Source organism: Caldichromatium japonicum (assembly GCF_011290485.1).
In the GTDB taxonomy this organism is placed as follows: domain Bacteria; phylum Pseudomonadota; class Gammaproteobacteria; order Chromatiales; family Chromatiaceae; genus Thermochromatium; species Thermochromatium japonicum.
In genome coordinates this window covers 585,174-606,878 of record NZ_CP048029.1, presented here as the reverse complement: position 1 = coordinate 606,878, position 21,705 = coordinate 585,174, and the positions used below count along the sequence as shown (strand labels likewise).

The window sequence follows — 21,705 nt, the reverse complement described above, 5'->3', positions numbered from 1 at the left end:
TTCAGCGCCGGCAGCACCCGAGAGGTGAGGTGCATCCCCTGGCGCTGGAGCTGCTGCAGTAAGGATTGGGCGGAGTTCGCCGAGCCGGACGCCCCCCGGATGGATTTCGTCATCACCGTCTGTGACAAGGCCAAAGGCGAGATGTGTCGGGTCTGGCCCGGTCAACCGATGACCGCCCATTGGGGCAGCGAAGATCCTGCCGCCGTGGAAGGCGAAGAGCTGACCCGGCTCAATGCCTTTCGCACCGCCTTCCGCGAGATCGAGAACCGCATCAAGATCTTTGTCGCCCTGCCCTTCGCCTCGCTCGACCGGCTCAAGCTCCAGCACGAGCTCGACCGCATCGGCGAGACCTAAAGCACTTAACGCATCACCCAGCCGGCTTGCGCGCCACGAACAGCAGCGTGTTGCCGCCCAGATAGCCATGCGCGGCCGACCAGTAATCGAGCGCCGTCACGTCCACGAACCCCAGGTCACGCAACTGATCGAGCAGTTCCCAGCCGAAGTGGTAGTAGCAGAGACAGCCGGCGTCGCTGACCGGATCGCCATGATATTCGGGTGGATGGAGATGTTCGATCCGGCCGTCCGATCCAAGCCGCGCGCGCACGAGCGTCTCTTGGGCCTCGACGATGAAGGGCACACTGAAGACGAAGACGCCTCCGGGTTTCAGACAGCGCAGACACTCGCGCGCGGCAGCCGGATAATCGGGGATATGCTCCAGGACGTCGAACGAGAGGATGGCCGAGAGACTCGCATCCGCGAAGCTCAGGCGCGTGAGGTCTTCATGACGCCAGCCGCGCGCATCGACCTGTCCGTGCTGGAACTCGGACTCGAGATATTCGCTGCCGGTCAAATTGGGGTAGCGATCAGCGATCCGCCATCCAGCGATAGAGCGGCGTGTTCTGCTCGCTGAGATACAGCGGATCTCGGCGTCGGGCGCCCACGAATCGCTCGAACAGATGCAGGGTCGCGCGGATCCGGCTGTTGAGGCGACAGTGCGGGCAGACCAGACGCTCGCGCCAGTTGGGCTGCAACCGGCCATCGACCGGGTAGGCATAGGCGAAATCCACCTGCAACATGACTTGGCGCCGGCAGGGTTGACAGTAGCCCGGCACACTGAATGGCTGCTGATCGGCTGGCGTGAGGTTCGAGACATAGGTGCGACGCTGTTCCAGCATCTGCGCACGTCGGGGAGCGGCATAGTCAGCGCGCGAGGCGATACGCTCGGGTTGGAACACAGGCGACAGGCGCCATCGCTCGCGCCAGGCATCAATGATCGCAATTCGCATAACATCTTCCGCTCGTGTCGTGTATTTCATGGCGGTGCTTTCAGCCTAACATCCCTGGTCGGACTCGGTCACGGTTGCCATCGAAGCACCTGTTCGTTATCCTGCCGGCCATTCTGCGTCATCCCATCCGACTTCAGGAGTCACCTGCCAGTGTAGACATTCCGGCTCGCCCGCGTTCTCAGAACGCTCCGTCTAACCATCGACGCGATGCCGCGCAACTGATGTCTGCACTGTTCCCCGACTCCACCCGGTTCTCCGCTCGAACCACTTGCCGTTCAGGCGCACGGCCTTCGCGTTTTACTCCATCGCCGATCCGTTGGGCCCTATCCGCGAAGGTACCCATTCCGCATGAACTCCATCCGCCAGGACTGGTTTTCCAATGTCCGTAACGATCTGCTCGCCGGCTTGGTGGTCGCGCTGGCCCTGATCCCGGAAGCGACCGCGTTTTCGATCATCGCCGGCGTCGACCCCAAGGTCGGCCTCTATGCCTTCTTCTGTATCGCCACGGTCACGGCCTTCGTCGGCGGGCGTCCGGGCATGATCTCAGCGGCCACGGGTGCCATGGCGTTGCTGATGATCACGCTGGTCGAGGATCACGGCCTGCGATATCTGCTGGCGGCCACGGTGCTGACCGGCATGCTCCAGATCCTGGCCGGCTGGCTGAGGCTCGGTGCACTGATGCGCTTCGTCTCACGCTCGGTCGTCACCGGATTCGTCAATGCGCTGGCGATCCTGATCTTCATGGCGCAGTTGCCGGAGCTGACCGGGTCCAACGCGACCTGGCAGGTCTATGCGCTGGTGGCCGCCAGGCTGGCGATCATTTATCTCTTCCCCTATCTGACCAAGCTCATCCCCTCACCGCTGGTGACGATCGTCGTGCTGACCGGCGTGACCCTGTATCTGGGCCTGGACGTGCGCACCGTCGGCGACATGGGCCAGTTGCCCGACAGTCTGCCGGTGTTCCTGCTGCCGGATATTCCGCTGAATCTCGAAACGCTCCAGATCATCTTCCCGGTCTCGGCGACGCTGGCGGTCGTGGGCCTGCTCGAATCGATGATGACGGCCACCATCGTCGACGATCTCACTGACTCCAGCAGCAATAAAAACCGCGAGTGCGTCGGTCAGGGCGTGGCGAACGTCGCCAGCGGCTTTCTCGGCGGCATGGCCGGTTGCGCCATGATCGGGCAGTCGGTGATCAACGTGAAATCGGGCGGACGCGGACGGCTGTCGACCCTGGCCGCCGGTGTCTTTCTGTTGCTGATGGTAGTCTTCGCCGGCGAATGGGCGGCGCAGATCCCGATGGCGGCGCTGGTGGCGGTGATGATCATGGTCTCGATCGGTACCTTCAACTGGGCCTCGATCCGCAATCTGCGCGAGCACCCGCTGGCGGCCAATGTCGTCATGCTCCCGACCGTGGCGGTGGTGGTCGCCACCCATGACCTGGCGCAGGGCGTGCTCGTCGGCGTGCTGCTCTCGGGTTTCTTCTTTAGCCAACAAGGTCGGTTAGGTGCTGGCGGTCAGCTCGATCACGCTGGAGCAGGGGCGCACCCGCGCCTATCTGGTCACGGGTCAGGTGTTCTTCGCCTCGGCCGATCGCTTCGTCGCCGCGTTCGACTTCAAGGAGGTCATCGAGCTGGTGCGCATCGACGTCAGCCGCGCGCACTTCTGGGATATCACGGCCGTGACTGCGCTCGACAAGGTGGTCATCAAGTTCCGGCGTGAGGGCACCGAGGTCGAGGTCATCGGTCTCGACGCGGCCAGCGCCACCCTGATCGACAAATTCGCGGTGCACGACAAGCCCGAGGCCGTCGAACGCCTGATGGATCATTGAAAGGAGCCCGAACCATGCAAGACGAAGACAAGATCCTGGCCTGTGTCGATCGCTCGCACTATGCCGACACCGTGACCGACGCCGCCGCTTGGGCCTCGCGGCGGCTCGGGGCGCCGCTGGAATTGCTGCATATCCTCGACCGTCCCGCAGAGACGGCCTCGGGCAAGGATCACAGCGGGGCCATCGGCATCAACGCCCAGCAGAATCTGCTCAACACCCTGACCGAGGAAGACGCCGCACGCGGCAAGGCAGCGCGTGAACAGGGCCGGCTGTTTCTCAACCGACTGCGCGAGCGCGCCCTGGCCGCCGGCGCGGTCACGCCCGATGTGCGTCAGCGCCACGGCGATCTGGAGGACACCCTAGTCGGGCCACAGTCCGATGTCCGGCTGTTCGTGCTTGGACGTCGCGGCGAGTCGGCTGAAGCCACCCAGCGTGATCTCGGGCGCAATGTCGAGCGCGTGGTGCGGGCGCTCAAGAAACCCATTCTGGCCGTCACCGAACAGTTCCAGGAGCCGCGCCGGGTGCTGATCGCCTTCGACGGCGGCGGCATGGCCAAGCGCGGGGTCGAGCTGGTGGCCAGGAGTCCTCTGTTCCAGGGATTGCCGGTGCATGTGCTGATGTCGGGCAAGGCGACCAGAGACGGCGCCAAGCAACTGGAATGGGCCGGAACCACGCTGGAGACGGCCGGTTTCGAGGCGTCGGCGGCGCTGGTGCCGGGTGATGCCGAGCGGGTCATCGCCGGCGCGGTGCGCGAGCAGGCGATCGATCTGCTGATCATGGGTGCCTACAGCCACTCGCCGATCCGCACCCTGCTCTTCGGCAGTAAGACCTCGGATCTGCTGCGCTCGGCGCGGATTCCGACGCTGCTGCTGCGCTGACGGCGCGTTTGGAGCGAACGACGTCTCGCTCCGACGGAGCCGGATGCATCCTTTTGCGGGTTGGCTCGTCTTCAGTATCATTTAGACTGATGCGATAGCCATGATGACCCCAACAGCCACCCATGAACCTCAACGCCTCGCCCCCTGGCTGGCGGGCCTACCCCTCGCCGCCGTCCTTTGGGTGCTGCTTTACGCCCATCTCACCGAGATCGCCGATCTGGCGATCGCCGCGCTGGGCCTGAGCCGAGCGACCCATCTCGGCGAGGCGGTGCATTTCTTCCTCTACGATACGCCCAAGGTGCTGCTTCTGCTGACCGGCATCGTCTTTCTCATGGGCGTAATCCAGACCTTCTTCGCCCCGGAGCGCACCCGCGCCTTGCTGGCGGGTCGGCGCCTCGGGGTCGGCAATGCCATGGCGGCAAGCCTCGGCATCGTCACGCCCTTCTGTTCCTGCTCGGCGGTGCCGCTGTTCATCGGCTTCGTCTCGGCCGGGGTGCCGCTGGGTGTGACCTTCTCGTTCCTGATCGCCGCGCCCATGGTCAATGAGGTGGCGTTGGCGCTGCTGCTGGGGCTGTTCGGCTGGAAGGTGGCGTTGCTCTATCTGGGGCTGGGACTGCTGGTGGCCATCGTCGCCGGCCTCGTCATCGGCGAACTGAAGATGGAGCGCCATTTGGAAGACTGGGTGCGCGCCATCCACCTGGGCGAGGCGACGGCGGCGTCCGGCTCAGATCAGCGTTGGCCGGAACGCCTGCACGCCGGCCTCAAGCATGTGCGCGAGATCGTCGGCCGGGTCTGGCCCTATGTGCTGATCGGCATCGGACTCGGCGCGCTGATCCACGGCTATGTGCCTGAGGACTTCATGGCCGCCTTCATGGGCCGTGATGTCTGGTGGGCAGTGCCGACGGCGGTGGTGCTGGGCGTGCCGATGTACACCAATGCCGCCGGCATCATCCCCATCGTCGAGGCGCTGATCGGCAAGGGCGCGGCGCTCGGCACCACCCTGGCCTTCATGATGAGCGTCATCGCGCTCTCGGCCCCCGAGATGCTGATCCTGCGCAAGGTGCTCAAATGGCCGCTGATCGCGACCTTCGTCGCCGTGGTCGCCACCGGCATTCTGCTGGTCGGTTATGTCTTCAATCTCGTTCTCTAACCGTCACGGAGTCACACGTATGAAACACGTCAAGATCCTCGGTACCGGCTGCCGCAACTGTCAGACCACCCTCAAACTGGTCGAGGAGGTCGCCCGCGCCCAGGGCGTCGAGATCGAACTGGAGAAGGTCGATCAGATCCAGGACATCATGCAGTACCGCCTCATGGCCACGCCTGGCGTGGTGATCGACGAGGAGGTGGTCCACTCAGGCGGCGTGCCGGATCGCAAGAAGATCGAGGGGTGGTTCGCGCCGTCGGCTTGACCCGCGTGCCCAGTCACATCGACCATCCGTTCAACGCACCCTGCTGTCCAGTGAACATGACACACACCACGCCCTTTTCGCGCCTGGCCCGCATCGGCCTGATGTCCGCCTGCCTCCTGCTCGCCGCCCCCGTCGCCTCTGCCGCCGAGCTGCCTTCAGCCAGTCCCGAGACGGTCGAGCAGGCCCTGAATTCCGGTCGACCAACGATTCTCGATCTGGGCGCGCGCTCCTGTATCCCCTGCAAGCGGATGGCGCCGATCCTGGCCGAGCTCGCCGAGACCTATCGCGAGCGCGCCCAGGTGCTCTTCATCGATCTGCATGAGGATGAGCAGGCGATCAAGACCTGGCGCATCCAGATGTATCCGACCCAGATCTTCTTCGATGCCCAGGGTCGCGAGGTCAAGCGGCATATCGGCTTCATGGACGAGGCGGCCCTGGTCGCCGAGCTGGCCGCCCTGGGGGTGGAATGAGCGGGTTCGACAACCTCGATCAACTGCTGGTCGTCTATCCGCTGCTGGCCTTCGGGCTGATCTTCCTCGCCGGGGTCGTCTCCTCGGCCTCGCCCTGCGTCCTGACCACCATCCCGCTGGTGGTCGGCTTCGTCGGCGGTTACGCGGACGGGGACCGGCGCAAGGCGTTTCTCTATTCGTTGAGCTTCGTCATCGGGCTGTCGCTGACCTTCACCGCGCTCGGGCTGGCGGCTGGGCTCTTCGGCACCCTGTTCGGAACGCTCGGCGGCGGCTGGTATCTGGCGGTGGGCGCGCTGGCGCTGATCATGGGCGGGCAGATGATGGGGTTGTACACTATCCCCTTTCCGGTCGCGCCCCAGTACCGACCCAAACAGAGCGGACTGATCGGGGCCTTTCTGCTTGGGCTGTTCTTCGGCGCGGTCTCTTCGCCCTGCGCCACGCCGGTGCTGGTGGTGATCCTGTCGTTCGTCGCCACCCAGGGCGAGGTGCTGTATGGCGCGGCGTTGCTGTTCGTCTATGCCATCGGGCACTGTCTGCTGATCCTGGCGGCGGGGACGTCCATCGGCTTCGTCGAGGCCTTCGCCAAGCGTCGGGGGATCGTGGATCTCTCGGCCTGGATGCGCCGTGTGGGCGGGGCACTGGTGGCGCTGGTGGGTGGTTATCTGGTGTGGAGTGCTTGAGCGCTGATGACAGCGGTGGGGTGGAGAGCCGTGCCGCCTTTGTCAGCGACGACTCCCAAATCACAATGAATCCGAAGCAGGCGATGTCTGTTGACTGAAAAATATTTATTTGCGCTTTTAAATATGCGCTTAATCAAATATGATTTGGCGGCATCAGCCACAGTCGTCCGGTTACGCCGATTCGCCCCATGCTCGCCCCCCAAGCCTTCTTCGAAGCCCTCGCCGATCCCATTCGCCGCCGCATCCTGGCCATGCTGCTGGAGGCCGATGAGCTGTGCGTTTGTGATCTGCACAGCACGCTCGATGCGCCACAACCGAAGGTCTCGCGTCATCTGGCGGTGCTGCGCGGGGCGCATCTGGTCCTGGCGCGACGCGACGGCACCTGGATGCGCTATCGCCTCCATCCGCAACTGCCGGCCTGGGCGTTGCGCATCCTGATGCACATGCGCGATGGGATGAGGAGTGAGCCGATCGTGCCCGCGCCATCCGTCTCGCGCCATCCGTCTGTGAAAGCTGTGAGTCCTGATCACCGACCAAGACCCAGCGCCGTTCAATCCCATCGCCTCCAGTCAGCTTGCGAGAACTCAGTCATGAACACGGCCCTCAAAACCGTCCTGGTCCTCTGCACCGGCAATTCCTGCCGCTCGCAGATGGCTGAAGTCCTGCTCAACCATGATCTGGCTGGCCAAGTGCGCGCCCTGTCGGCCGGCACCCGGCCTCAGCCCAAGGTGGCCGATGGCGCCATCACGGCGCTGCAAGCCCTTGGCCTGCCGACCGAGGGCCTGCATCCCAAGGACATCGACGCGGTGCTCAATGAACCCATCGATCTGGTGGTGACAGTCTGCGACAACGCCAAGGAAAGCTGTCCGGTCTTCCCGCGTCCGGTCAAGCAGATCCATCTGCCCTTCCATGACCCGCACGGCGAGCCGCTGGAGTCTTTTATCCAGGTGCGCGACGACATTCGCGCACGCCTGATCCCAGCCGTCCGTGAAGCCCTGGGGGTCTGAGTCATGAGCGTGCAATGTGAAGTCACCGCCAAACAGGCCGTCGGTGCGTCCATGAGCGTTTTCGAGCGCTGGCTGAGTCTGTGGGTCGCGCTCTGCATCGTCGTCGGGATCGGGCTGGGCCAGTTCCTGCCCGCGCCCTTCCAGTTCCTAGGCGAACTGGAGGTGGCTCAGGTCAATCTGCCCGTGGGCGTGCTGATCTGGGTGATGATCATTCCGATGCTGATCAAGATCGATTTCAGCGCCCTGCATCAGGTCCGCGATCACTGGAAGGGCATCGGCGTGACCCTGTTCGTCAACTGGGCGGTCAAGCCGTTCTCGATGGCGCTGCTGGCGTGGCTGTTCATCCGTGGCCTCTTCGCCGACTGGCTGCCGGCCGAGCAGCTCGATTCCTATGTCGCCGGGCTGATCCTGCTGGCCGCCGCGCCCTGCACCGCCATGGTCTTCGTCTGGAGCCGACTGACCGGGGGCGATCCCTATTTCACGCTCACGCAGGTGGCGCTCAACGACACCATCATGATCTTTGCGTTCGCGCCGATCGTGGGGCTGCTGCTGGGGCTGTCGGCGATCGTCGTGCCCTGGGACACGCTACTGATCTCAGTGCTGCTCTATATCATCATTCCGGTCATCATCGCTCAGATCTTGCGCAAGATCCTGCTGGCCCAGGGACAGGCGCGCTTCGATGCCGTGCTCGACACCCTGGGTCATGCTTCCATCGTCGCGCTGCTGCTGACACTGGTGCTGCTGTTTGCTTTCCAGGGCGAGCAGATCCTCAGACAGCCGCTGATCATCGCGCTGCTGGCGGTGCCGATCCTGATCCAGGTGTTCTTCAACTCGGCGCTGGCCTACTGGCTCAATCGTCTGGTCGGCGAGAAGCACAGTGTCGCCTGTCCCTCGGCGCTGATCGGCGCCTCGAACTTCTTCGAGCTGGCGGTGGCGACAGCGATCGCGCTGTTCGGCTTCCAGTCCGGCGCGGCGCTCGCCACCGTGGTCGGGGTGCTGATCGAGGTGCCGGTGATGCTCTTGGTGGTGCGGGTGGTCAATGCCAGCCGGGGCTGGTACGAGGCGGGTATTCACATCGATCAGAGATACACGGAGGAACACAGATGAAAACACTCGAAATTTTTGACCCGGCCATGTGCTGCTCGACCGGCATCTGTGGCGTCGACGTTGATCCGGCCCGGGTGCAGTGTCAGGCCGATCTGCTATAGCTGGCCGGATAGAGGGTGAAGGTCGACCGTCACAACCTGTCACAGAATCCACAGGCGTTCACGGCCAATCCGACGGTGATCGCGGCGATGGAGGCCGGTATGGAATGCCTGCCGCTGACCCTGATCAATGGCCACATCGTTGCCCGCAGCGCCTATCTGTCGCGCGCCGAGCTGGCTGAACAGCTCGGTCTGACCCCGCCGACCGCCAATCTCTTCCGGGTCCAGGTCAGCGGCGAAGGCTGTTGCAAACCCGGCAGCGGGTGCTGCTGATGGCGCTTCCAGAAACCCGCACCCGCCATCTCTTCTTCACGGGCAAGGGTGGCGTGGGCAAGACCTCGCTCGCCTGCGCCACCGGACTGGCGCTGGCCGACGCCGGGCGGCGCGTGTTGCTGGTGAGCACCGATCCGGCATCCAATCTGGATGACGTGCTCGGGGTCGCGCTCGGCCAGACGCAGACCGCCATCCCCGGCGCGCCGGGGCTGTTCGCCCTCAACATCAACCACGAGGCAGCGGCGCGTGAGTATCGCGAGCGTATGGTCGCGCCCTATCGGGGACTCCTGCCGGCAGCGGCCATCGCCAGCATGGGGGAGCAGTTCTCGGGTGCCTGCACGGTGGAGATCGCCGCCTTCGACGAGTTCTCCAAGCTGCTCGGCGCACCGGAGGCGACCGCCGACTTTGATCATGTCCTCTTCGACACCGCCCCCACCGGTCATACGCTACGGCTGCTGACCCTGCCCTCGGCCTGGAGCGAGTTCATCGGTTCGGCGACCGGCGGCGCCTCCTGTCTGGGACCGCTCGCCGGTCTGGAGCAACAGAAGGCGCTCTATGCCGCGACCCTGGCGCGCCTCTCCGACCCCAGCGAAACCAGTTTGGTGCTGGTCAGCCGTCCCGAGGCCGCCGCCCTGCGCGAGGCCGAGCGCACCCGTGGCGAGTTGGAGGCGCTGGGCGTGCGCAATCTGCATCTGGCGCTCAACGGCGTGCTCGATGCCGGAGACTCGGACGACCCCATCGCTCAGGCGATGGCGCAACGCGGCGCGGCGGCTCTGGCTGAAATGTCGGACAGTCTCGCCCGGCTCCCGCAGACCACCACACCGCTGCTGCCGATCGCCACCCTGGGACTGGCGGCCTTGCGCCGTCTGGCCGATCCGGAGGCGGCCGGCCCGATGCCGGTCATGGCCGAATCCGACGGCGCGTGCCCGGAACGGCTCGCCGGACTGCTCGATACGCTGGCCGCGCAGGGCTGGTGTCGGCAAGACCACCCTGGCGGCGGCCCTGGCACTCGGACTGGCCCGGCGCGGTCATCCGGTGCATCTCTCGACCACCGACCCGGCCGCGCATGTGGCCGAGGCCATCGGCTCGGGCGTGCCGAACCTGACCGTCAGCCGTATCGACCCAGAAGCTGAGGTCGCTGCCTACCGGGCCGAGGTGCTGGAGACGGCCGGCGCCGGACTCGACGCCAACGGCCGCGCCCTGCTGGAGGAGGATCTGCGCTCGCCCTGCACCGAGGAGATCTCAGTGTTTCGCGCCTTCGCCCGCGCCGTCGACGGCGGCCGGGACGGCTTCGTCGTGCTCGACACCGCGCCCACCGGGCACACCCTGCTGCTGCTCGACACCGCCGAGGCCTATCACCGTGAGGTCAGCCGCACCCAGGGCGAGCTGCCCGAGTCGGTGCGTCGCCTGCTGCCGCGTCTGCGCGATCCGGCGTTCTGCCGGGTGCTGATCGTGACATTGGCCGAGGCCACACCGGTCATCGAGGCCGAGCGTCTGGCCGCCGACCTCCAGCGCGCTGGCATCGAACCCTATGGCTGGATTATCAACCAGAGTCTCCAGACCAGCGGCACCCGTCATCCGGTGCTCGCCCAGCGGCGCGCGACCGAGGCCGAGTTCATCCGCCGCGTGAGCGAGGTTCCGGGACGCCGTAGCGTCCTGGTGCCCTGGGTGATGGAGCTGCCGGTGGGCGTGGAGGGATTGGGCCGACTGCTGGAGTGAGAAGACGGTACGGGCGCCGGGCTGGTCACTGACCAGAGCGTTTCTGGCAATCGTCCAACACGTCGAGCGCTTCATCGAAGCGCAGGTCATCCAGGGCGGACGCCAGGTCCTGCCGCCTGTGGCTTCCGTGCATACGTTCGATGTCGGGTGCCAGTTCTGCAAACAGATGCCGTGCCGGTCTGGGCCGATGCGCAATCAAGGCCGCTCTCAGCGTGCTGAGCCTAGAATCGTCCAATGAAGTTGCGTGTCCGGCGGTCAGCGAATGAGGCGGGACTGGATCATATTTGGCCAAATATGCGGTGACAGCGCGAAATAGCGCCTCTCCCTCCGCGCTGAACGACTCGAACAGCTCAGCCACCTCCGAAGCCCCGCCAACAGCGCGTCCTCCAGCTCCTGGGCGCGGCGGGCGAGCGCCGAGGCACCCAGATTCGCGGCGGCCCCCGCAGGCGATGCAGGTGCGCGATTGCCGCCTCGTTTGCGCCCTGGTCCAGGTCGGCGCGGACCAAGAGCGGAATCTCGGTCGCGTCGGCCAGAAAACCCGTCAGCAGACACCGCCTCGCAACCGCATCGTCCTGGCAGAGCTGGAACAGGCGTTCGGGATCGAACCCCGGAATGTTCTGCCGCGCGTGGGGCGCCGGAGTCCTGTCGTCCAATTTCTGAGACAATCTTTCGGGAGCCGACGACCGCCCCCGCCGCGTCAGTACCTCGACCAGTTGCTCCAGTTCCACGGGTTTGGCGAGCACGTCATCGACTCCGGCCTCCAGGGCGCGTTGCCGTTCCTCGCGCATTACGCCGGCAGTCAGGGCGATCACCGGCAGTTGGGGCAGATTCAGCTCCCGACGGATCGCTTGGGTGGCGCGCAGTTCGTCCATCACCGGCATCTGGATGTCCATCAGGACAGCTTCAAAGTGCTCGGGTCGAGCGCGCAGTCGCTCCAGGGCCTGTTGACCGTCGCCCGCCAGGGTAGTGCTGGCACCCTCCAGGGCCAGCAACCGTTCAACCACCTCCAGATTCAGCGGATTGTCGTCGACGGCCAGAACATGCCAGCCCGCCAGCCGCGACCCGCGGGCCAGGGCGCTCGACGGGGTGGCGAGCGGTGTATCGTCCATGCGGGCGCGTGGCGCCTCCAGCTCGAACCAGAAGGTGCTGCCCCCGCCTTCACGGCTCTCGACCCCGATGGCGCCGCCCATGAGCTCGACCAGACGCTTGCTGATCGACAGCCCCAGTCCGGTGCCGCCGAAACGGCGGGTGATGCTGGCATCGGCCTGGGTGAAGGGGATGAACAAACGTTCCTGGGCCTCGGGCGCGATGCCGATCGCGGTGCCGCTGACCCCGAAGCGCAGCCTGACCTGCGCCTCGGTGAGGGCGCACGCCTCGACCTGGACGCGAATCACGCCCTGGTCAGTAAACTTGAGCGCATTGCTCACCAGGTTGAGCAGGATCTGCTCCAACCGCTGCGGATCGGCCAGCACAGCGGCGGCCCATCCAACGCGGGGAGTGGCGCGATCTCCAGACGCAGGACCTTGGCCCGCGCCGCCTCGCCCTGCAAGGCCTCCAGGCGTGTCAGCACTTGGGACAGCCGACATGGACGGGCCGCGAGTCCGAGCTGGTTGGCCTCGATCTTGGCCAGATCGAGGATGTCGTTACCGATCTGCAACATGGCCCCGCCGGCCAGACGCATCTTCTGCACCAGGGCCTGCGGCTCGGGGGCCAGGGCCAAGCGCTCCAGCACTTGCGCCAGGCCCAGTATGGCGTTCAGTGGTGTGCGCAGTTCATGGGCCATGTGGGCCAGGAACGCACTCTTGGCCAAATTGGCGTCATCGGCGGCCTGTTTGGCCGCACGCAGATCCTCTTCGGCGAGTTTGCGCCGGTCGTGGGCGGCCTTGACTTGTTCCATGGCGGCGCGCTGCTCGGTGATGTCCGTATTGGTGCCGATGAGGCGCACCGGCTGGCCATGGGCGTCCCGCGCCACGATCGTGCCCGTGCATCGATGCCAGCGGCGCTCGCCGGCCGCTGTGACGATGCGGTAGTTACTGCAATAGCGTGGCGTGCGCTCCTGCAGATAGTCATCGAGACGGCGCACCACGGCCTCGACGTCATCGGGGTGGATGTGTCGCTTCCAGAGCGCGCACGTCGGCTCGATCGCGTTGGGCGCATAGCCGAGTTGCACGAACCATTGGTCATTGGCAATCGCCGTGTCCGTCGACAGATCACACTCCCACACGCCCTCGCGGCTGGCCTCCAGCGCCAGACGCAGACGCTCTTCGCTGGCACTCAAGGCGGCCTCCAGGCGTTTACGCGCGGAGATGTCGCGAATGATGCCGACAGCGTTCCAGCCGTCCTTCAGGGCCACGGCCGACAGCGACAACTCGATCGCGATCTCCCGGCCGTCCTGATGCTTGGCGAACAGTTCGACGGTGTGACCGATCGCCGCGCCCTGACCGGTCCGCTGAAACTGCGGAAAAGCCGCATGATGCGCGCCGAGATAGCGTTCCGGCGCGAGCAGGCGATGCAGGTTCTGTCCCAGCGCCTCGGTCGCCGAATACCCGAGAATCGTGGTGGCGGCCCGATTCCAATAGGTGATGGCTCCGGCCGGATCGACCATGAGAATGGCGTCGTGGGCCAGATCGGTGATGCAGCGCAGCCGCTCTTCGGTTTCCCGGTGCTCGGTGATGTCCTCGATCAGGGCAAGGTGATGGGGATGCTGGTCGACGGTCAGGGACACGCGGGCTAAAGTGAGGTGAACCCAGGCGATCGAGCCATCCGAGCGGATATAGCGCTTCCTCATATGGAAACTGTCGCATTCTCCGCGACGCAAGCGCGCTAGATGATCGCAGTCGGCCTGCAAGTCGTCGGGGTGGGTGAAGGCCATCCAGTCGAGCTGGGACAACTCCTCGTGCGTCCAGCCGGCGATCGCGGAAAAGCGATCGTTGAATTCCCGAAAGCGCCCGCTGTGCGTATCCGTGAGCGCCATCCCGAGCGGTGCATCGGCAAACACGGCACGATAGAACTCTTCGGACTGCTGCGCGCGGGCCAACGCCTGTTGGAATCGCTCCTGTTCGGTGCGCAGGCGGTTCGTCCGCTGACCGACCCGGAACAGGGCTTGAACGCCCACGGTCAGCCGGGAAATCAGGAACGACAGAACCGGTTTGACGCCGCGATGCGAATGGGGATGAATGGACGCTACTCCTCGTTCAGTGGGGGCTGTCTTCAGGGCGCGAAGGGAGCCATCCATGACGGATGTAAAGTGCCGTTGCAAGGCTGTTGGTCGACGACGTCAGGGATCGCGCGCGAGGAGGCAGAGCAAAATCTGTGCGATTATCCCATCCCAGACGCTATGGGTAAGGCCAGCCGTGGGCTGCGCCGGGTTTCTCGGAGGCGGCGTTACGAGACACCTCTGCCAGCTACCGATCACGGCATTGGCTGAGAAAAGGTTACAGGGTGAACGCAACGATGGCTTGCCGAAGCAATCCGCTCATAGCGTCACCACGGTGATCTCCACGTACACCACTCATGGGATCGCCTCCATCGGCCTCGGCAATCCCTCCAGTGTCTCCGCCCCCCCTGCGCCTCGGCCGCCCGATTGGCCTCCCCCACAGTCTGCACCTCACGCAGATCCTCCAGCCGCTCAGCGGTACTGTTGCCCGACCCTTCGGTCAGTGTCGTCACATCCAGTCCGGTGGTGGTCAGGATCAAATCCGCCTCAGTGAGCATCGTCAGCCATTTGGAGAGGTCCACCTGACTCCAGTCGACTTCGGCCAGGGCCGCAATCGGGATCCCGGTGCAGTTGGGGTTTTGGCCCGTCCATAGCTGCCGAGTCCGGCCGGGCCGCGCAGCTGTTCGTTCAGGATCCGCGACAGCGGCGAGTTGAAGCAGCAGTAGCTGTCGCGGCTCTCGATACAGGCGCCAAAAACGCTCTTGCGGCAGTAGGAGCCGACCCGATGACAGGCCTTGAGCTCGCGCTGCACGCCAAGGGTGAACTCGTCCTCAGTGCACTCCCAGATCAGCCGGATCAGGATCAGGATCATGACGATGGAATAGATCAGATAGGCCCACATCACCCACTGGATCACCACCGTGATGGCGGGGTTGAGCGCCACATTGGCGGCCACCGTGCCGTCGGCGGCTACTGCCACCCCGCCGCCAGCGTCGATGAACAGCGCATTGGCGGCCTGCGGCCCGAAGGTCTGGGCTGTCCATTGCGCCGTCTGTTGCAGCAGCGCCTGCTTGAAGCGGGCGATCAGGCCCTGCTTGGCCGCCTCGGTCGTCAGCGCCGTGGCGTTGCCGGTGATGTTGTTCACTGCCGAGGTGAAGGCGTCCTTGACCGCGCCCCCGGTATCGACCAGCGGCGAGCGCAGCGTCTCCCAGGCCACGAAGGCGGGATTGGACACGCCGGCTTTCACCAAGGACATGGTGACACTGTCGAGCTTGGCCACCGAGAACATCAATTGCAGATACAGCCCGAGCGAGACGCCGTCCGGACGCTCGCAGCAGTTGACGATCCCGCCCACGGCGCGCTTGCACTCCAGCGCCTCACCCTTGAACACCGCGCAGCCTTCGCTGGTGCAGTCGGCATCCAGCGCAACCAGCTCGGCGGCGTGGAGCGCGGCCACCGCTTCGTCGAAGTTGTCTGAGGACTCGGGTTCGATCGCCACACAGTCCTCCCCCAGACAGCGGATCTCGCCGCCGCAGTCGAGTTCGTCGGTACGCTCGATCCCGGTGATCTCCTGCGTTGGCGCCGCAGTCATAGACCACCTGATCGACATAGCACACCCCGGAGCGCCCGGTGGCCGCCTCAGCACACTGGCGGCTGACCCGGCGGCAGTTGGGATCGGCGTCAAGCGCCATGCAGTTGTCCAGATCGCCGGGATTGTCGGGACAGTGCTCCACCCCCTCGAGATCGTTCCAGCACTCCATCCGGCCCTGGTTGAAACTGGTGCAGTCGAGCGCAACGCTCACCTGCATACAGGCGGCGCCAATGCCGGAGAACGGCTCCCAGGGTTCGTTCCCCGTCTCCCCGTGATAGGGCGGCGCCATCAGTTCGCTCCCGCACAATTCCCCGCCGGGCACGGCGACACAGGCCGCGTCGGGATTGGACGTGCAGGTGGTGGTGCTGCGGCAGAAACCGTCTATCAGCCGGGCATTGATCGTCTCCTGACAGGTGCTCGAGGCCCAGTCCCAGCGGTCGGTGCGCTTCTCGACCCGGCGGACATAATCGATGATCGGCTCTCCGGTCTCAGGATCGGTGCCGACCGTGACCGGATCCCAGTGCACGGTGGCCTCCAGCGTGCGCGTGGTGGTGCAGCGGAACCGGGGCTGATCGGTGTCCGGGATCAGACAGGCTTCATAGTCGGTGACGTGCACCGTGCGCGGGCGATCGAGGAAGGTCGTCTTCCAGGTGCAGTCGGCATAGGTGGCGGTGAAGTCGTCCAGGGCACTGACCGTGGCGTTGGTGAAGTCCCACAGCGGATCGGCGCTCAGGTCGGGGCGCGGTCGGTCGAGCGGCTCCAGCAGGGTCTGGTAGGCCTGGCCGGTGGGGGAGGCTCGGCATAGGGCGTGTCCACCAGATCCTGTTGCGTCTGGAGACCGGCGGCTTCGAGCGCGGCGGGATTCCCGTAGAGCACGGTCCAGTCCGTGATCGTACCGGTCTCGGCCCCTGGAAAGTAGACCCGGTAGTCGTCCGGCTGCTCGAACGGGGCCAGACGGTCCGGATCGGTTCCGAGCGCTGTCCCCAGCGCCTGTCCGTCACCGGCGGCCTGATCGAAGTCGAGCGCCCGGTGCAGGTCATCACCCCACACCAGCGCCCAGGGGGTCCAGCTGATCGCCAGGACCAGGAGCCCGACCAGCCCGCGGGTGGCGGTTCGCCCCAGCCTCGCCGCGCCCACGCCCGGCAGCTCCGACGGCTTATAACCAGGTGAGACAGCAATCATGCCAGCGCCAGATCAGGTACAGATGGTCCTCGCCGATCCCCGGCACGTTGCGCCCCAAGCCCCAGCGCAGCTCGCTCTCGCCGATGACGTGGTTGGAGTTGGCCTCCGGGCGCGGGTAAAACTGCGACAGTCGGTACTGGGTCTTGGGCAGCATCAGTGCGAAGGGGGCCTCGCACAGCGCGTCATCGCCGACGGTCTGACGGGCCAGTCCCCGCCGGTGCAGCGCGGCCAGCACCCGCGCGCCGGCCAGACTCATCTCCGACGGGCGGCCGTTGAGGGTCGGCACGCGCCCGGTGAAGGGATAGAGTCCGTCCCAGGCCCCGGCACACAAGAACAGTTCATCCAGGGGCTTCTGCACCCTGGTCGCCGAGGCCGCATCGACCAGACAGGCGGCTTGAGCCACCGGGTTGGCCACGAACGCCGCTTCCGGGTTGGTGAAGAAGGCGAGCTCATCGTTGTCACAGGTCGGATCCAGCTCCGAGAGATAGAGCAGGTCGAAGTCGGTCAGGTGATCGACGTTGCAGCGATCGGGAAAGAACAGATCGAGCATCACCAGCAACGGGAAGGCGTAGTAGTGGTAGTTGTAGAACGCCTTGTCGGAGCCGTCGTAGGTTGCCTGCCCCGGCGTGCCGAGCGTGCGCCAGGCGCCCAGATCGAGCCGGGCGCCGTTCAGCGCCGGCAGACAGCCGGGCACCCGCACCAGCTCGACGATCCGCGCCCGTTCCCACATCCCGATCACCACCCCGGGACTCGGCAGCCCAGCCGGGTCGGGACAGGCGCACAGCGCCTGGGTACTGGCCCCGCTCGGGACCGGGCCGCTACCGATCGGCGCGCCGGCGATGCGCAGCGGAAACAGACAACTCCAGCAGATGTCGGTGATGAGCTTGGGACCGAGCAGTTCGGCGTCGGGGCAGACGGCGTTGCCCAGCCCTGTCGTGGTGTCCGCTTCGGCGTGCACCGCCGGCACAAGCGCCAGGAGCAGTCCGAGCACCGCCGCCGTCCACCTGACAGCCGCATTGAGCATACCAGCCATCCTCAGCCCTCCGGCGGCCATTCGACCACGACTAGGGCGTCCCGCCGTGCCTCGACCCGCGCCGGCACCCGTTCGATCTGGAAACGCTGCGCCACATCGGGAGTAAGCAGATACAGCGGATCCCCGAGCGCGGCCTGGACGGTGCGGTAGCCGGCCCAGCCGGCGGCGCGATCGAGACGTATGACCAGATAGAGTGGCAGGCGTCCCTCGGTGCGACTGGCCGCGCCCTGCCGAGCCACATCAGCGATCTGACGCGGGTCGGTGGCATCGAAGATGAACAGCTGCTGACGAAACGGCCGGATCGCCAGTGGATCGACACGCGCGCCGGCACGGATCACGCGCGTGCCATCGGGAAGGTGGACATTGGCCTGGGCTTCGAGCGTCAGGTCGAGACGGCGCTCGCGCGGCTGCTCGGCCGTCAGGCGCTCGATCGGGGCCGCCCGCTCCCAATAGCGCGCCCGGGCCGCCGCGCGCTCGGCCGCCCAGTCGATCCCGGCCAGACGCCGTTGCAGTTCAGCGATCAGATCCGGCTCGCTGACGGCCACCGTTGGCCCGCGCACGCCCAGATCCCCGCGTCGCCCCTGGCGCACCTAGGCCTGGATCCAGTCCAGATCGCTGAGGCCGCTGACACGGGCCAACTCCGTTCCGTCACCATCGGTGACGATCAGCGTCGGCACCACTTCGACCCGCGGGTTTTGAAACGGGCGCGGATCGAGTTCGAGGCGTGGAGCCGCGTCCGCCTCGCGGTTGGCCAGCGCCGCGCGCAGCGGTGTCTGGATCCAGCGCAGGAAGGCCCCCAGCGATTCGCCTAGGGCCACGCCGCGCCAGACGATCCGCACGGCGGGCCGACCGGCGGCCATCGCCAGGAGCTCACGCAGTTGCGCCTCACCCAGGGCACGCGAGGCCAGCACGGTGACGGTCCAGGACGGCGGTTCCGGCTCCGATAAACCAGACGCAGACGGCGATATCCAGGACGGTGGCCTCAGCGCCTCCAGCGCACCAAGCTCGCGCGCCCACTGGGCGGCCGCCGGCTCCTGGATTTGGAGCCAGTCAGGACGCGCCTCCAGCAACGCCCGCTCCTCAATCCGCACTGCCTTATCACGCAGACCCGGCTCCGGAAGCGCCTCGGCCAGCCGCTGCACCACATCCTGGGCGCTCTCGGGCCAGACCAGATGCACGCCGTCGGCAAACACCCACACCCGCGCGCCGGGACTGCTGACCGCCCAGGTGCCATCGCGCAGCAGCGCGCGCATGGTGTCGATCAGGTAGCGCTCGATCGGCACACCGAGTGAGAGCGCCTCGGGGTCCAGACGGTTCTCGCGCAGATCCTGCTCGACACTGAGACGATCGGCCTCGCGCATCAGCTGGGCCAGCAGCGCCTGGTCGTCGCGTCCGGCCAGCACACTGCCCAGGCTGTACCAGACCAGGGGATCGGGTTCCATCAGCCAGCGGCGCAGCGCGCGTGGGATCAGCTGTGGAAAGACCGAGGTGGTGAAGACCGCTTGACCCTGATGCAGCCGCTGGCTGTTCCAGCGCAGAAAGTAGCGCTCCACACCCTCGCGGCTCGCCCAGTCGAGAATGGTCTCGTCGACCGGCTGCCAGTGGGTCGTGCCGGCGCGGTCGAGCACCAGGAGATCGGCCACGGGCTTGCCGACGTCGTGCAGCAGACCCACGACGGCGGCGGCCAGCTGCCAGCGCGGTTCGAGCACCCGGCGCTCCTGTGGCTGGCGGTCGAGGGCAAACAGCCATCCGCGGCTGGACCGCGCAGCCTGAAACGCCACCTCGAGACCATGACGAAACGTCCGCCGGCGCCGCGATGGTGATGGGTCTCGGAGGCCGGCAGCAGATGCACGAACGCGGCATAGGGTTCGATGAGCGGACACACCAGGGTCTGGTAGTCGTCATCGGTCATCGCCAACGCGTCCTGCAGCGCGGTGATCAGCTCCGACTGCGTGGCCAGCAGTTGTGCGGTATTGGCTACCGGCAGTCCCTGCAGGAACGGCGGATAGCGCGGAATGTCGGACTCGTGCACACCGGCTGAGAGGATCGCCGGAGCCGAGGCGGGATCGGGGCTGGATTCACCGGTACGAAACGAACTCCAGGCCAAACGGCAGCGGTTCAGAAGGGTCGGCATGGGGATTGAGCCGCCGTGTGATTTCAATCATCGAACATGGCGGCATCACACCAGATCTTGATCGACCGAGACAGCCAAAACGGTCCTTTGGGCAGGAAACCGTTTTCGACTGTCAAGCGGAGCTCGGCTGGGTAAGATCCCGCGCAGTCCTCTTGGCGGAGTATCGGCCACATGCGCCTGCTGTCCCTGCTCAGTTTCACGGCACTGAACACCCTGGTTGGCTGTGCCGCACCCGAAGTTGTCCCGCTCCATCCGGCGCCGAACGGGAGTCTGAGGCCCCTGCCCTTACCGCACTATGTCACGCATGCACTTGGCTGAGGCTCGCTGGGGCGGCGTGGCGCGCTGGACATCGGGCACATGTCCTGGAACTCGACGGACAGCGATGCGGGCTGACGCGCCGGGGTGAGGTGCAGTGCCGGCCTCCCGTTTCGGATCCCACACCGCCACGGCGAACCGCGCGCGTGCCTGACGACTGAACTCAGCGCCCGGATCCCATGTCCTCGCCAATCGACACGCTCACGACGGACGTGGCTTGTTCCCAGACATGTTACCACACAGCAGCGCAAAAAAGAGCGTTTCTTCTCAAAAAAAACTAATTATTATCAGAAATTTAGAGATTTGCTCCCACTGTTCCCAGATCCTGAGACCACCCCCTGCAACTCTAGAGTATCGCTTGTGAGTGGCCTGGACTCAGAATAGCCGACCGAACCGTCGAGCAAGTGAATGCGAGGTAAGACCACGCCAGATTGCTCAGAACACAGAGCTGGATAGGCGGCCTGATGCCAGGGGACAGAAAGAATGGGTTGAGGCAAGTTGGACGCTAGGCCAGCGAATGGCAGGGATCAAGGTCATGCTTCGTCGAAGCATTCGCTTGGTGACTTATTGGTGACTCAAAAAAAACTTGAGTGAATTTTTGCACTTAAGTCATTGATTTTATGGAGCTGGCGGACGGATTCGAACCGACGACCTGCTGATTACAAATCAGCTGCTCTACCGGCTGAGCTACGCCAGCATTCACAGAGGTGAAACTATAACGCGAAGCCCCAGCCTATCTCAATGCTGGCAAGGCCAAGCGCAGATCGCTCGAGTCATTGCCTTCTCTTCCCTCAAAGCGCACTAATCCTTGCCATTGGCAGGGATGATCATGCAAACTGCAATGATCATCCACCGGTTACCCTGCAAGTCGCTGGCTGGGTGTTGGCGACAACGCATTGGAGGACATGCTATGAGCATTCATCAAGCCCAATTGCCATTGTGCCAGCGGGCCTATTCGCAACTGTTGATCATCGATGCCCAAGAGCGCCTGGCCGCGGCCATGCCCCAAGATGAACTGGAAGTCGTCGTTGCCAACATCAATCGCCTGATTGCGGCGGCCAAGGTAGTAGGCATTCCGGTCATTGCGACCCAGCACAATTCCAAGGGCCTGGGCCCGATCATCGAATCGATCCGCTGCAACATGCCGACCCTGCATGAGCCCACCGAGAAGACCGCCTTCTCGTGCTGCACCGCCCCCGGATTTGAACGCAACATCTCTTCCCATCCTGACCGTCGCCAACTGGTCGTCGTCGGGATGGAGGCGCATATCTGTATCCTCCAGACCGTCTCAGGCCTGCAACGTTGGGGCTATCAGGTCTTTGTGCCCGAGGATGCGATCATCTCGCGCAAGACCGCTTATAAAGTAAATGTGCTCGAACGGATGCGTCAATGTGGGATTCAGGTCGTCTGCACTGAGTCGGTCGGTTTCGAATGGCTGGCCGATTCGACCGATGAACACTTCCGCGCAATCTGGTCGCTCTTCAAGGACCCCAAATAGACAGAGCATTTCCGTTGATTGGGGAGGATCCAAC

23 protein-coding genes, 1 tRNA gene and 3 pseudogenes are annotated in these 21,705 nt (G+C 65.1%); 14 read left to right on the top strand and 13 right to left on the bottom strand.

Going from position 1 to position 21,705, the window contains the following annotated elements; translation table 11 throughout:
- Positions 1-99: 99 nt before the first annotated feature.
- Entirely contained in the window at positions 100-354 is a 255-nt protein-coding gene (locus GWK36_RS15985; protein ID WP_425482773.1) for a low molecular weight phosphatase family protein, read from the top strand.
- A gap of 13 nt (positions 355-367) precedes the next feature.
- On the opposite strand, the gene GWK36_RS02980 is transcribed toward GWK36_RS15985, so the two are convergent.
- Both GWK36_RS02980 and GWK36_RS02975 read right to left on the bottom strand, forming a co-directional pair.
- Positions 368-850, bottom strand: a complete 483-nt coding sequence (locus GWK36_RS02980; protein ID WP_166269902.1) for a class I SAM-dependent methyltransferase — start codon at positions 848-850, stop codon at positions 368-370.
- Between the two features lie 13 nt (positions 851-863).
- A complete protein-coding gene (locus GWK36_RS02975; protein WP_166269901.1) occupies positions 864-1,286 on the bottom strand; it encodes a hypothetical protein in 423 nt (140 codons plus the stop codon).
- Positions 1,287-1,634: 348 nt separating this feature from the next.
- Here GWK36_RS02975 and GWK36_RS02970 point away from each other — a divergent pair.
- From GWK36_RS02970 to GWK36_RS15765, 11 genes and pseudogenes are all read left to right on the top strand, one after another.
- Positions 1,635-3,117 (top strand): annotated as a pseudogene (locus GWK36_RS02970) (SulP family inorganic anion transporter).
- Positions 3,118-3,131: 14 nt separating this feature from the next.
- On the top strand, positions 3,132-3,995 hold the full coding sequence (locus GWK36_RS02965) for a universal stress protein (protein ID WP_166269900.1): 864 nt from the start codon (positions 3,132-3,134) through the stop codon (positions 3,993-3,995).
- Positions 3,996-4,095: 100 nt separating this feature from the next.
- On the top strand, positions 4,096-5,145 hold the full coding sequence (locus GWK36_RS02960; protein ID WP_425482772.1) for a permease: 1,050 nt from the start codon (positions 4,096-4,098) through the stop codon (positions 5,143-5,145).
- A gap of 19 nt (positions 5,146-5,164) precedes the next feature.
- Positions 5,165-5,407 (top strand): thioredoxin family protein, encoded by a 243-nt coding sequence (locus tag GWK36_RS02955; RefSeq protein WP_166269899.1) that lies wholly within the window; start codon positions 5,165-5,167, stop codon positions 5,405-5,407.
- Positions 5,408-5,463: 56 nt separating this feature from the next.
- A complete protein-coding gene (locus GWK36_RS02950) occupies positions 5,464-5,877 on the top strand; it encodes a TlpA family protein disulfide reductase (protein ID WP_210756841.1) in 414 nt (137 codons plus the stop codon).
- On the top strand, positions 5,874-6,557 hold the full coding sequence (locus GWK36_RS02945) for a cytochrome c biogenesis CcdA family protein (protein ID WP_166269898.1): 684 nt from the start codon (positions 5,874-5,876) through the stop codon (positions 6,555-6,557). The genes GWK36_RS02950 and GWK36_RS02945 overlap by 4 nt, the downstream gene beginning before the upstream one ends.
- A gap of 188 nt (positions 6,558-6,745) precedes the next feature.
- Positions 6,746-7,564, top strand: a complete 819-nt coding sequence (locus GWK36_RS02940; protein WP_166269897.1) for a metalloregulator ArsR/SmtB family transcription factor — start codon at positions 6,746-6,748, stop codon at positions 7,562-7,564.
- 3 nt (positions 7,565-7,567) lie between these two features.
- Complete coding sequence (arsB, locus tag GWK36_RS02935) at positions 7,568-8,671, top strand: ACR3 family arsenite efflux transporter (protein ID WP_166269896.1); 1,104 nt, start codon at positions 7,568-7,570, stop codon at positions 8,669-8,671.
- A pseudogene (gene arsD, locus GWK36_RS02930) lies at positions 8,668-9,042 on the top strand (arsenite efflux transporter metallochaperone ArsD). The gene arsB and the pseudogene arsD overlap by 4 nt, the downstream one beginning before the upstream one ends.
- Complete coding sequence (locus GWK36_RS15770) at positions 9,015-10,175, top strand: TRC40/GET3/ArsA family transport-energizing ATPase (protein WP_246237731.1); 1,161 nt, start codon at positions 9,015-9,017, stop codon at positions 10,173-10,175. Before arsD ends, GWK36_RS15770 begins: the two are co-directional and overlap by 28 nt.
- Complete coding sequence (locus GWK36_RS15765; protein WP_343033165.1) at positions 10,057-10,761, top strand: ArsA-related P-loop ATPase; 705 nt, start codon at positions 10,057-10,059, stop codon at positions 10,759-10,761. Before GWK36_RS15770 ends, GWK36_RS15765 begins: the two co-directional genes overlap by 119 nt.
- A 25-nt stretch (positions 10,762-10,786) precedes the next feature.
- Here GWK36_RS15765 and GWK36_RS02920 read toward each other — a convergent pair whose 3' ends face one another.
- The 10 genes and pseudogenes from GWK36_RS02920 to mobH form a co-directional block, all read right to left on the bottom strand.
- Positions 10,787-11,119 carry a hypothetical protein gene (locus tag GWK36_RS02920; RefSeq protein ID WP_166269895.1) on the bottom strand — a complete coding sequence of 111 codons (333 nt, stop codon included), beginning with the start codon at positions 11,117-11,119 and terminating at the stop codon, positions 10,787-10,789.
- Positions 11,112-12,233, bottom strand: a complete 1,122-nt coding sequence (locus GWK36_RS02915) for an ATP-binding protein (RefSeq protein ID WP_166269894.1) — start codon at positions 12,231-12,233, stop codon at positions 11,112-11,114. Before GWK36_RS02915 ends, GWK36_RS02920 begins: the two co-directional genes overlap by 8 nt.
- Positions 12,185-13,996 carry a PAS domain S-box protein gene (locus GWK36_RS02910; RefSeq protein WP_166269893.1) on the bottom strand — a complete coding sequence of 604 codons (1,812 nt, stop codon included), beginning with the start codon at positions 13,994-13,996 and terminating at the stop codon, positions 12,185-12,187. Before GWK36_RS02910 ends, GWK36_RS02915 begins: the two co-directional genes overlap by 49 nt.
- Positions 13,997-14,477: 481 nt before the next feature.
- Positions 14,478-15,410 (bottom strand): conjugal transfer protein TraN, encoded by a 933-nt coding sequence (gene traN / locus GWK36_RS15230; RefSeq protein ID WP_246237775.1) that lies wholly within the window; start codon positions 15,408-15,410, stop codon positions 14,478-14,480.
- Positions 15,295-16,125, bottom strand: a complete 831-nt coding sequence (locus tag GWK36_RS15225; RefSeq protein ID WP_246237637.1) for a hypothetical protein — start codon at positions 16,123-16,125, stop codon at positions 15,295-15,297. The genes traN and GWK36_RS15225 overlap by 116 nt, the downstream gene beginning before the upstream one ends.
- A 113-nt stretch (positions 16,126-16,238) precedes the next feature.
- Positions 16,239-16,646 carry a hypothetical protein gene (locus GWK36_RS15220; RefSeq protein ID WP_246237636.1) on the bottom strand — a complete coding sequence of 136 codons (408 nt, stop codon included), beginning with the start codon at positions 16,644-16,646 and terminating at the stop codon, positions 16,239-16,241.
- Positions 16,647-16,665: 19 nt separating this feature from the next.
- The gene (locus GWK36_RS02900) at positions 16,666-17,715 is read right to left on the bottom strand and encodes a TraU family protein (RefSeq protein ID WP_425482788.1); all 1,050 of its coding nucleotides are present in this window, start codon (positions 17,713-17,715) and stop codon (positions 16,666-16,668) included.
- Positions 17,716-17,726: 11 nt separating this feature from the next.
- Complete coding sequence (locus tag GWK36_RS02895; RefSeq protein WP_166268951.1) at positions 17,727-18,314, bottom strand: hypothetical protein; 588 nt, start codon at positions 18,312-18,314, stop codon at positions 17,727-17,729.
- A complete protein-coding gene (locus GWK36_RS15215; protein WP_246237773.1) occupies positions 18,315-18,584 on the bottom strand; it encodes a TrbC family F-type conjugative pilus assembly protein in 270 nt (89 codons plus the stop codon).
- Between the two features lie 315 nt (positions 18,585-18,899).
- Positions 18,900-19,858 (bottom strand): annotated as a pseudogene (gene mobH / locus GWK36_RS02890) (MobH family relaxase); the annotation flags it as partial.
- 171 nt (positions 19,859-20,029) lie between these two features.
- On the opposite strand from mobH, the gene GWK36_RS14755 reads away from it, so the two are divergent.
- Positions 20,030-20,176: a hypothetical protein gene (locus GWK36_RS14755; protein WP_210756838.1), complete on the top strand. Its 147-nt coding sequence runs from the start codon at positions 20,030-20,032 to the stop codon at positions 20,174-20,176.
- A 618-nt stretch (positions 20,177-20,794) separates the two neighbouring features.
- On the opposite strand, the gene GWK36_RS02885 is transcribed toward GWK36_RS14755, so the two are convergent.
- Positions 20,795-20,870, bottom strand: a tRNA-Thr gene (locus GWK36_RS02885).
- A 213-nt stretch (positions 20,871-21,083) separates the two neighbouring features.
- Here GWK36_RS02885 and GWK36_RS02880 point away from each other — a divergent pair.
- Entirely contained in the window at positions 21,084-21,671 is a 588-nt protein-coding gene (locus tag GWK36_RS02880) for an isochorismatase family protein (RefSeq protein ID WP_166269891.1), read from the top strand.
- Positions 21,672-21,705: the final 34 nt, after the last annotated feature.

Bases quoted from the DNA above. Each gene is read 5' to 3' on its own strand.
- GWK36_RS15985 (WP_425482773.1), top strand. From the start codon at position 100: ATGGATTTCGTCATCACCGTCTGTGACAAGGCCAAAGGCGAGATGTGT.
- GWK36_RS02975 (WP_166269901.1), bottom strand. From the start codon at position 1,286: ATGCGAATTGCGATCATTGATGCCTGGCGCGAGCGATGGCGCCTGTCG.
- GWK36_RS02965 (WP_166269900.1), top strand. From the start codon at position 3,132: ATGCAAGACGAAGACAAGATCCTGGCCTGTGTCGATCGCTCGCACTAT.
- GWK36_RS02960 (WP_425482772.1), top strand. From the start codon at position 4,096: ATGATGACCCCAACAGCCACCCATGAACCTCAACGCCTCGCCCCCTGG.
- GWK36_RS02955 (WP_166269899.1), top strand. From the start codon at position 5,165: ATGAAACACGTCAAGATCCTCGGTACCGGCTGCCGCAACTGTCAGACC.
- GWK36_RS02950 (WP_210756841.1), top strand. From the start codon at position 5,464: ATGACACACACCACGCCCTTTTCGCGCCTGGCCCGCATCGGCCTGATG.
- GWK36_RS02945 (WP_166269898.1), top strand. From the start codon at position 5,874: ATGAGCGGGTTCGACAACCTCGATCAACTGCTGGTCGTCTATCCGCTG.
- GWK36_RS02940 (WP_166269897.1), top strand. From the start codon at position 6,746: ATGCTCGCCCCCCAAGCCTTCTTCGAAGCCCTCGCCGATCCCATTCGC.
- arsB (WP_166269896.1), top strand. From the start codon at position 7,568: ATGAGCGTGCAATGTGAAGTCACCGCCAAACAGGCCGTCGGTGCGTCC.
- GWK36_RS02910 (WP_166269893.1), bottom strand. From the start codon at position 13,996: ATGGATGGCTCCCTTCGCGCCCTGAAGACAGCCCCCACTGAACGAGGA.
- GWK36_RS02900 (WP_425482788.1), bottom strand. From the start codon at position 17,715: ATGCTCAATGCGGCTGTCAGGTGGACGGCGGCGGTGCTCGGACTGCTC.
- GWK36_RS15215 (WP_246237773.1), bottom strand. From the start codon at position 18,584: ATGGCCGCCGGTCGGCCCGCCGTGCGGATCGTCTGGCGCGGCGTGGCC.
- GWK36_RS14755 (WP_210756838.1), top strand. From the start codon at position 20,030: ATGCGCCTGCTGTCCCTGCTCAGTTTCACGGCACTGAACACCCTGGTT.
- GWK36_RS02880 (WP_166269891.1), top strand. From the start codon at position 21,084: ATGAGCATTCATCAAGCCCAATTGCCATTGTGCCAGCGGGCCTATTCG.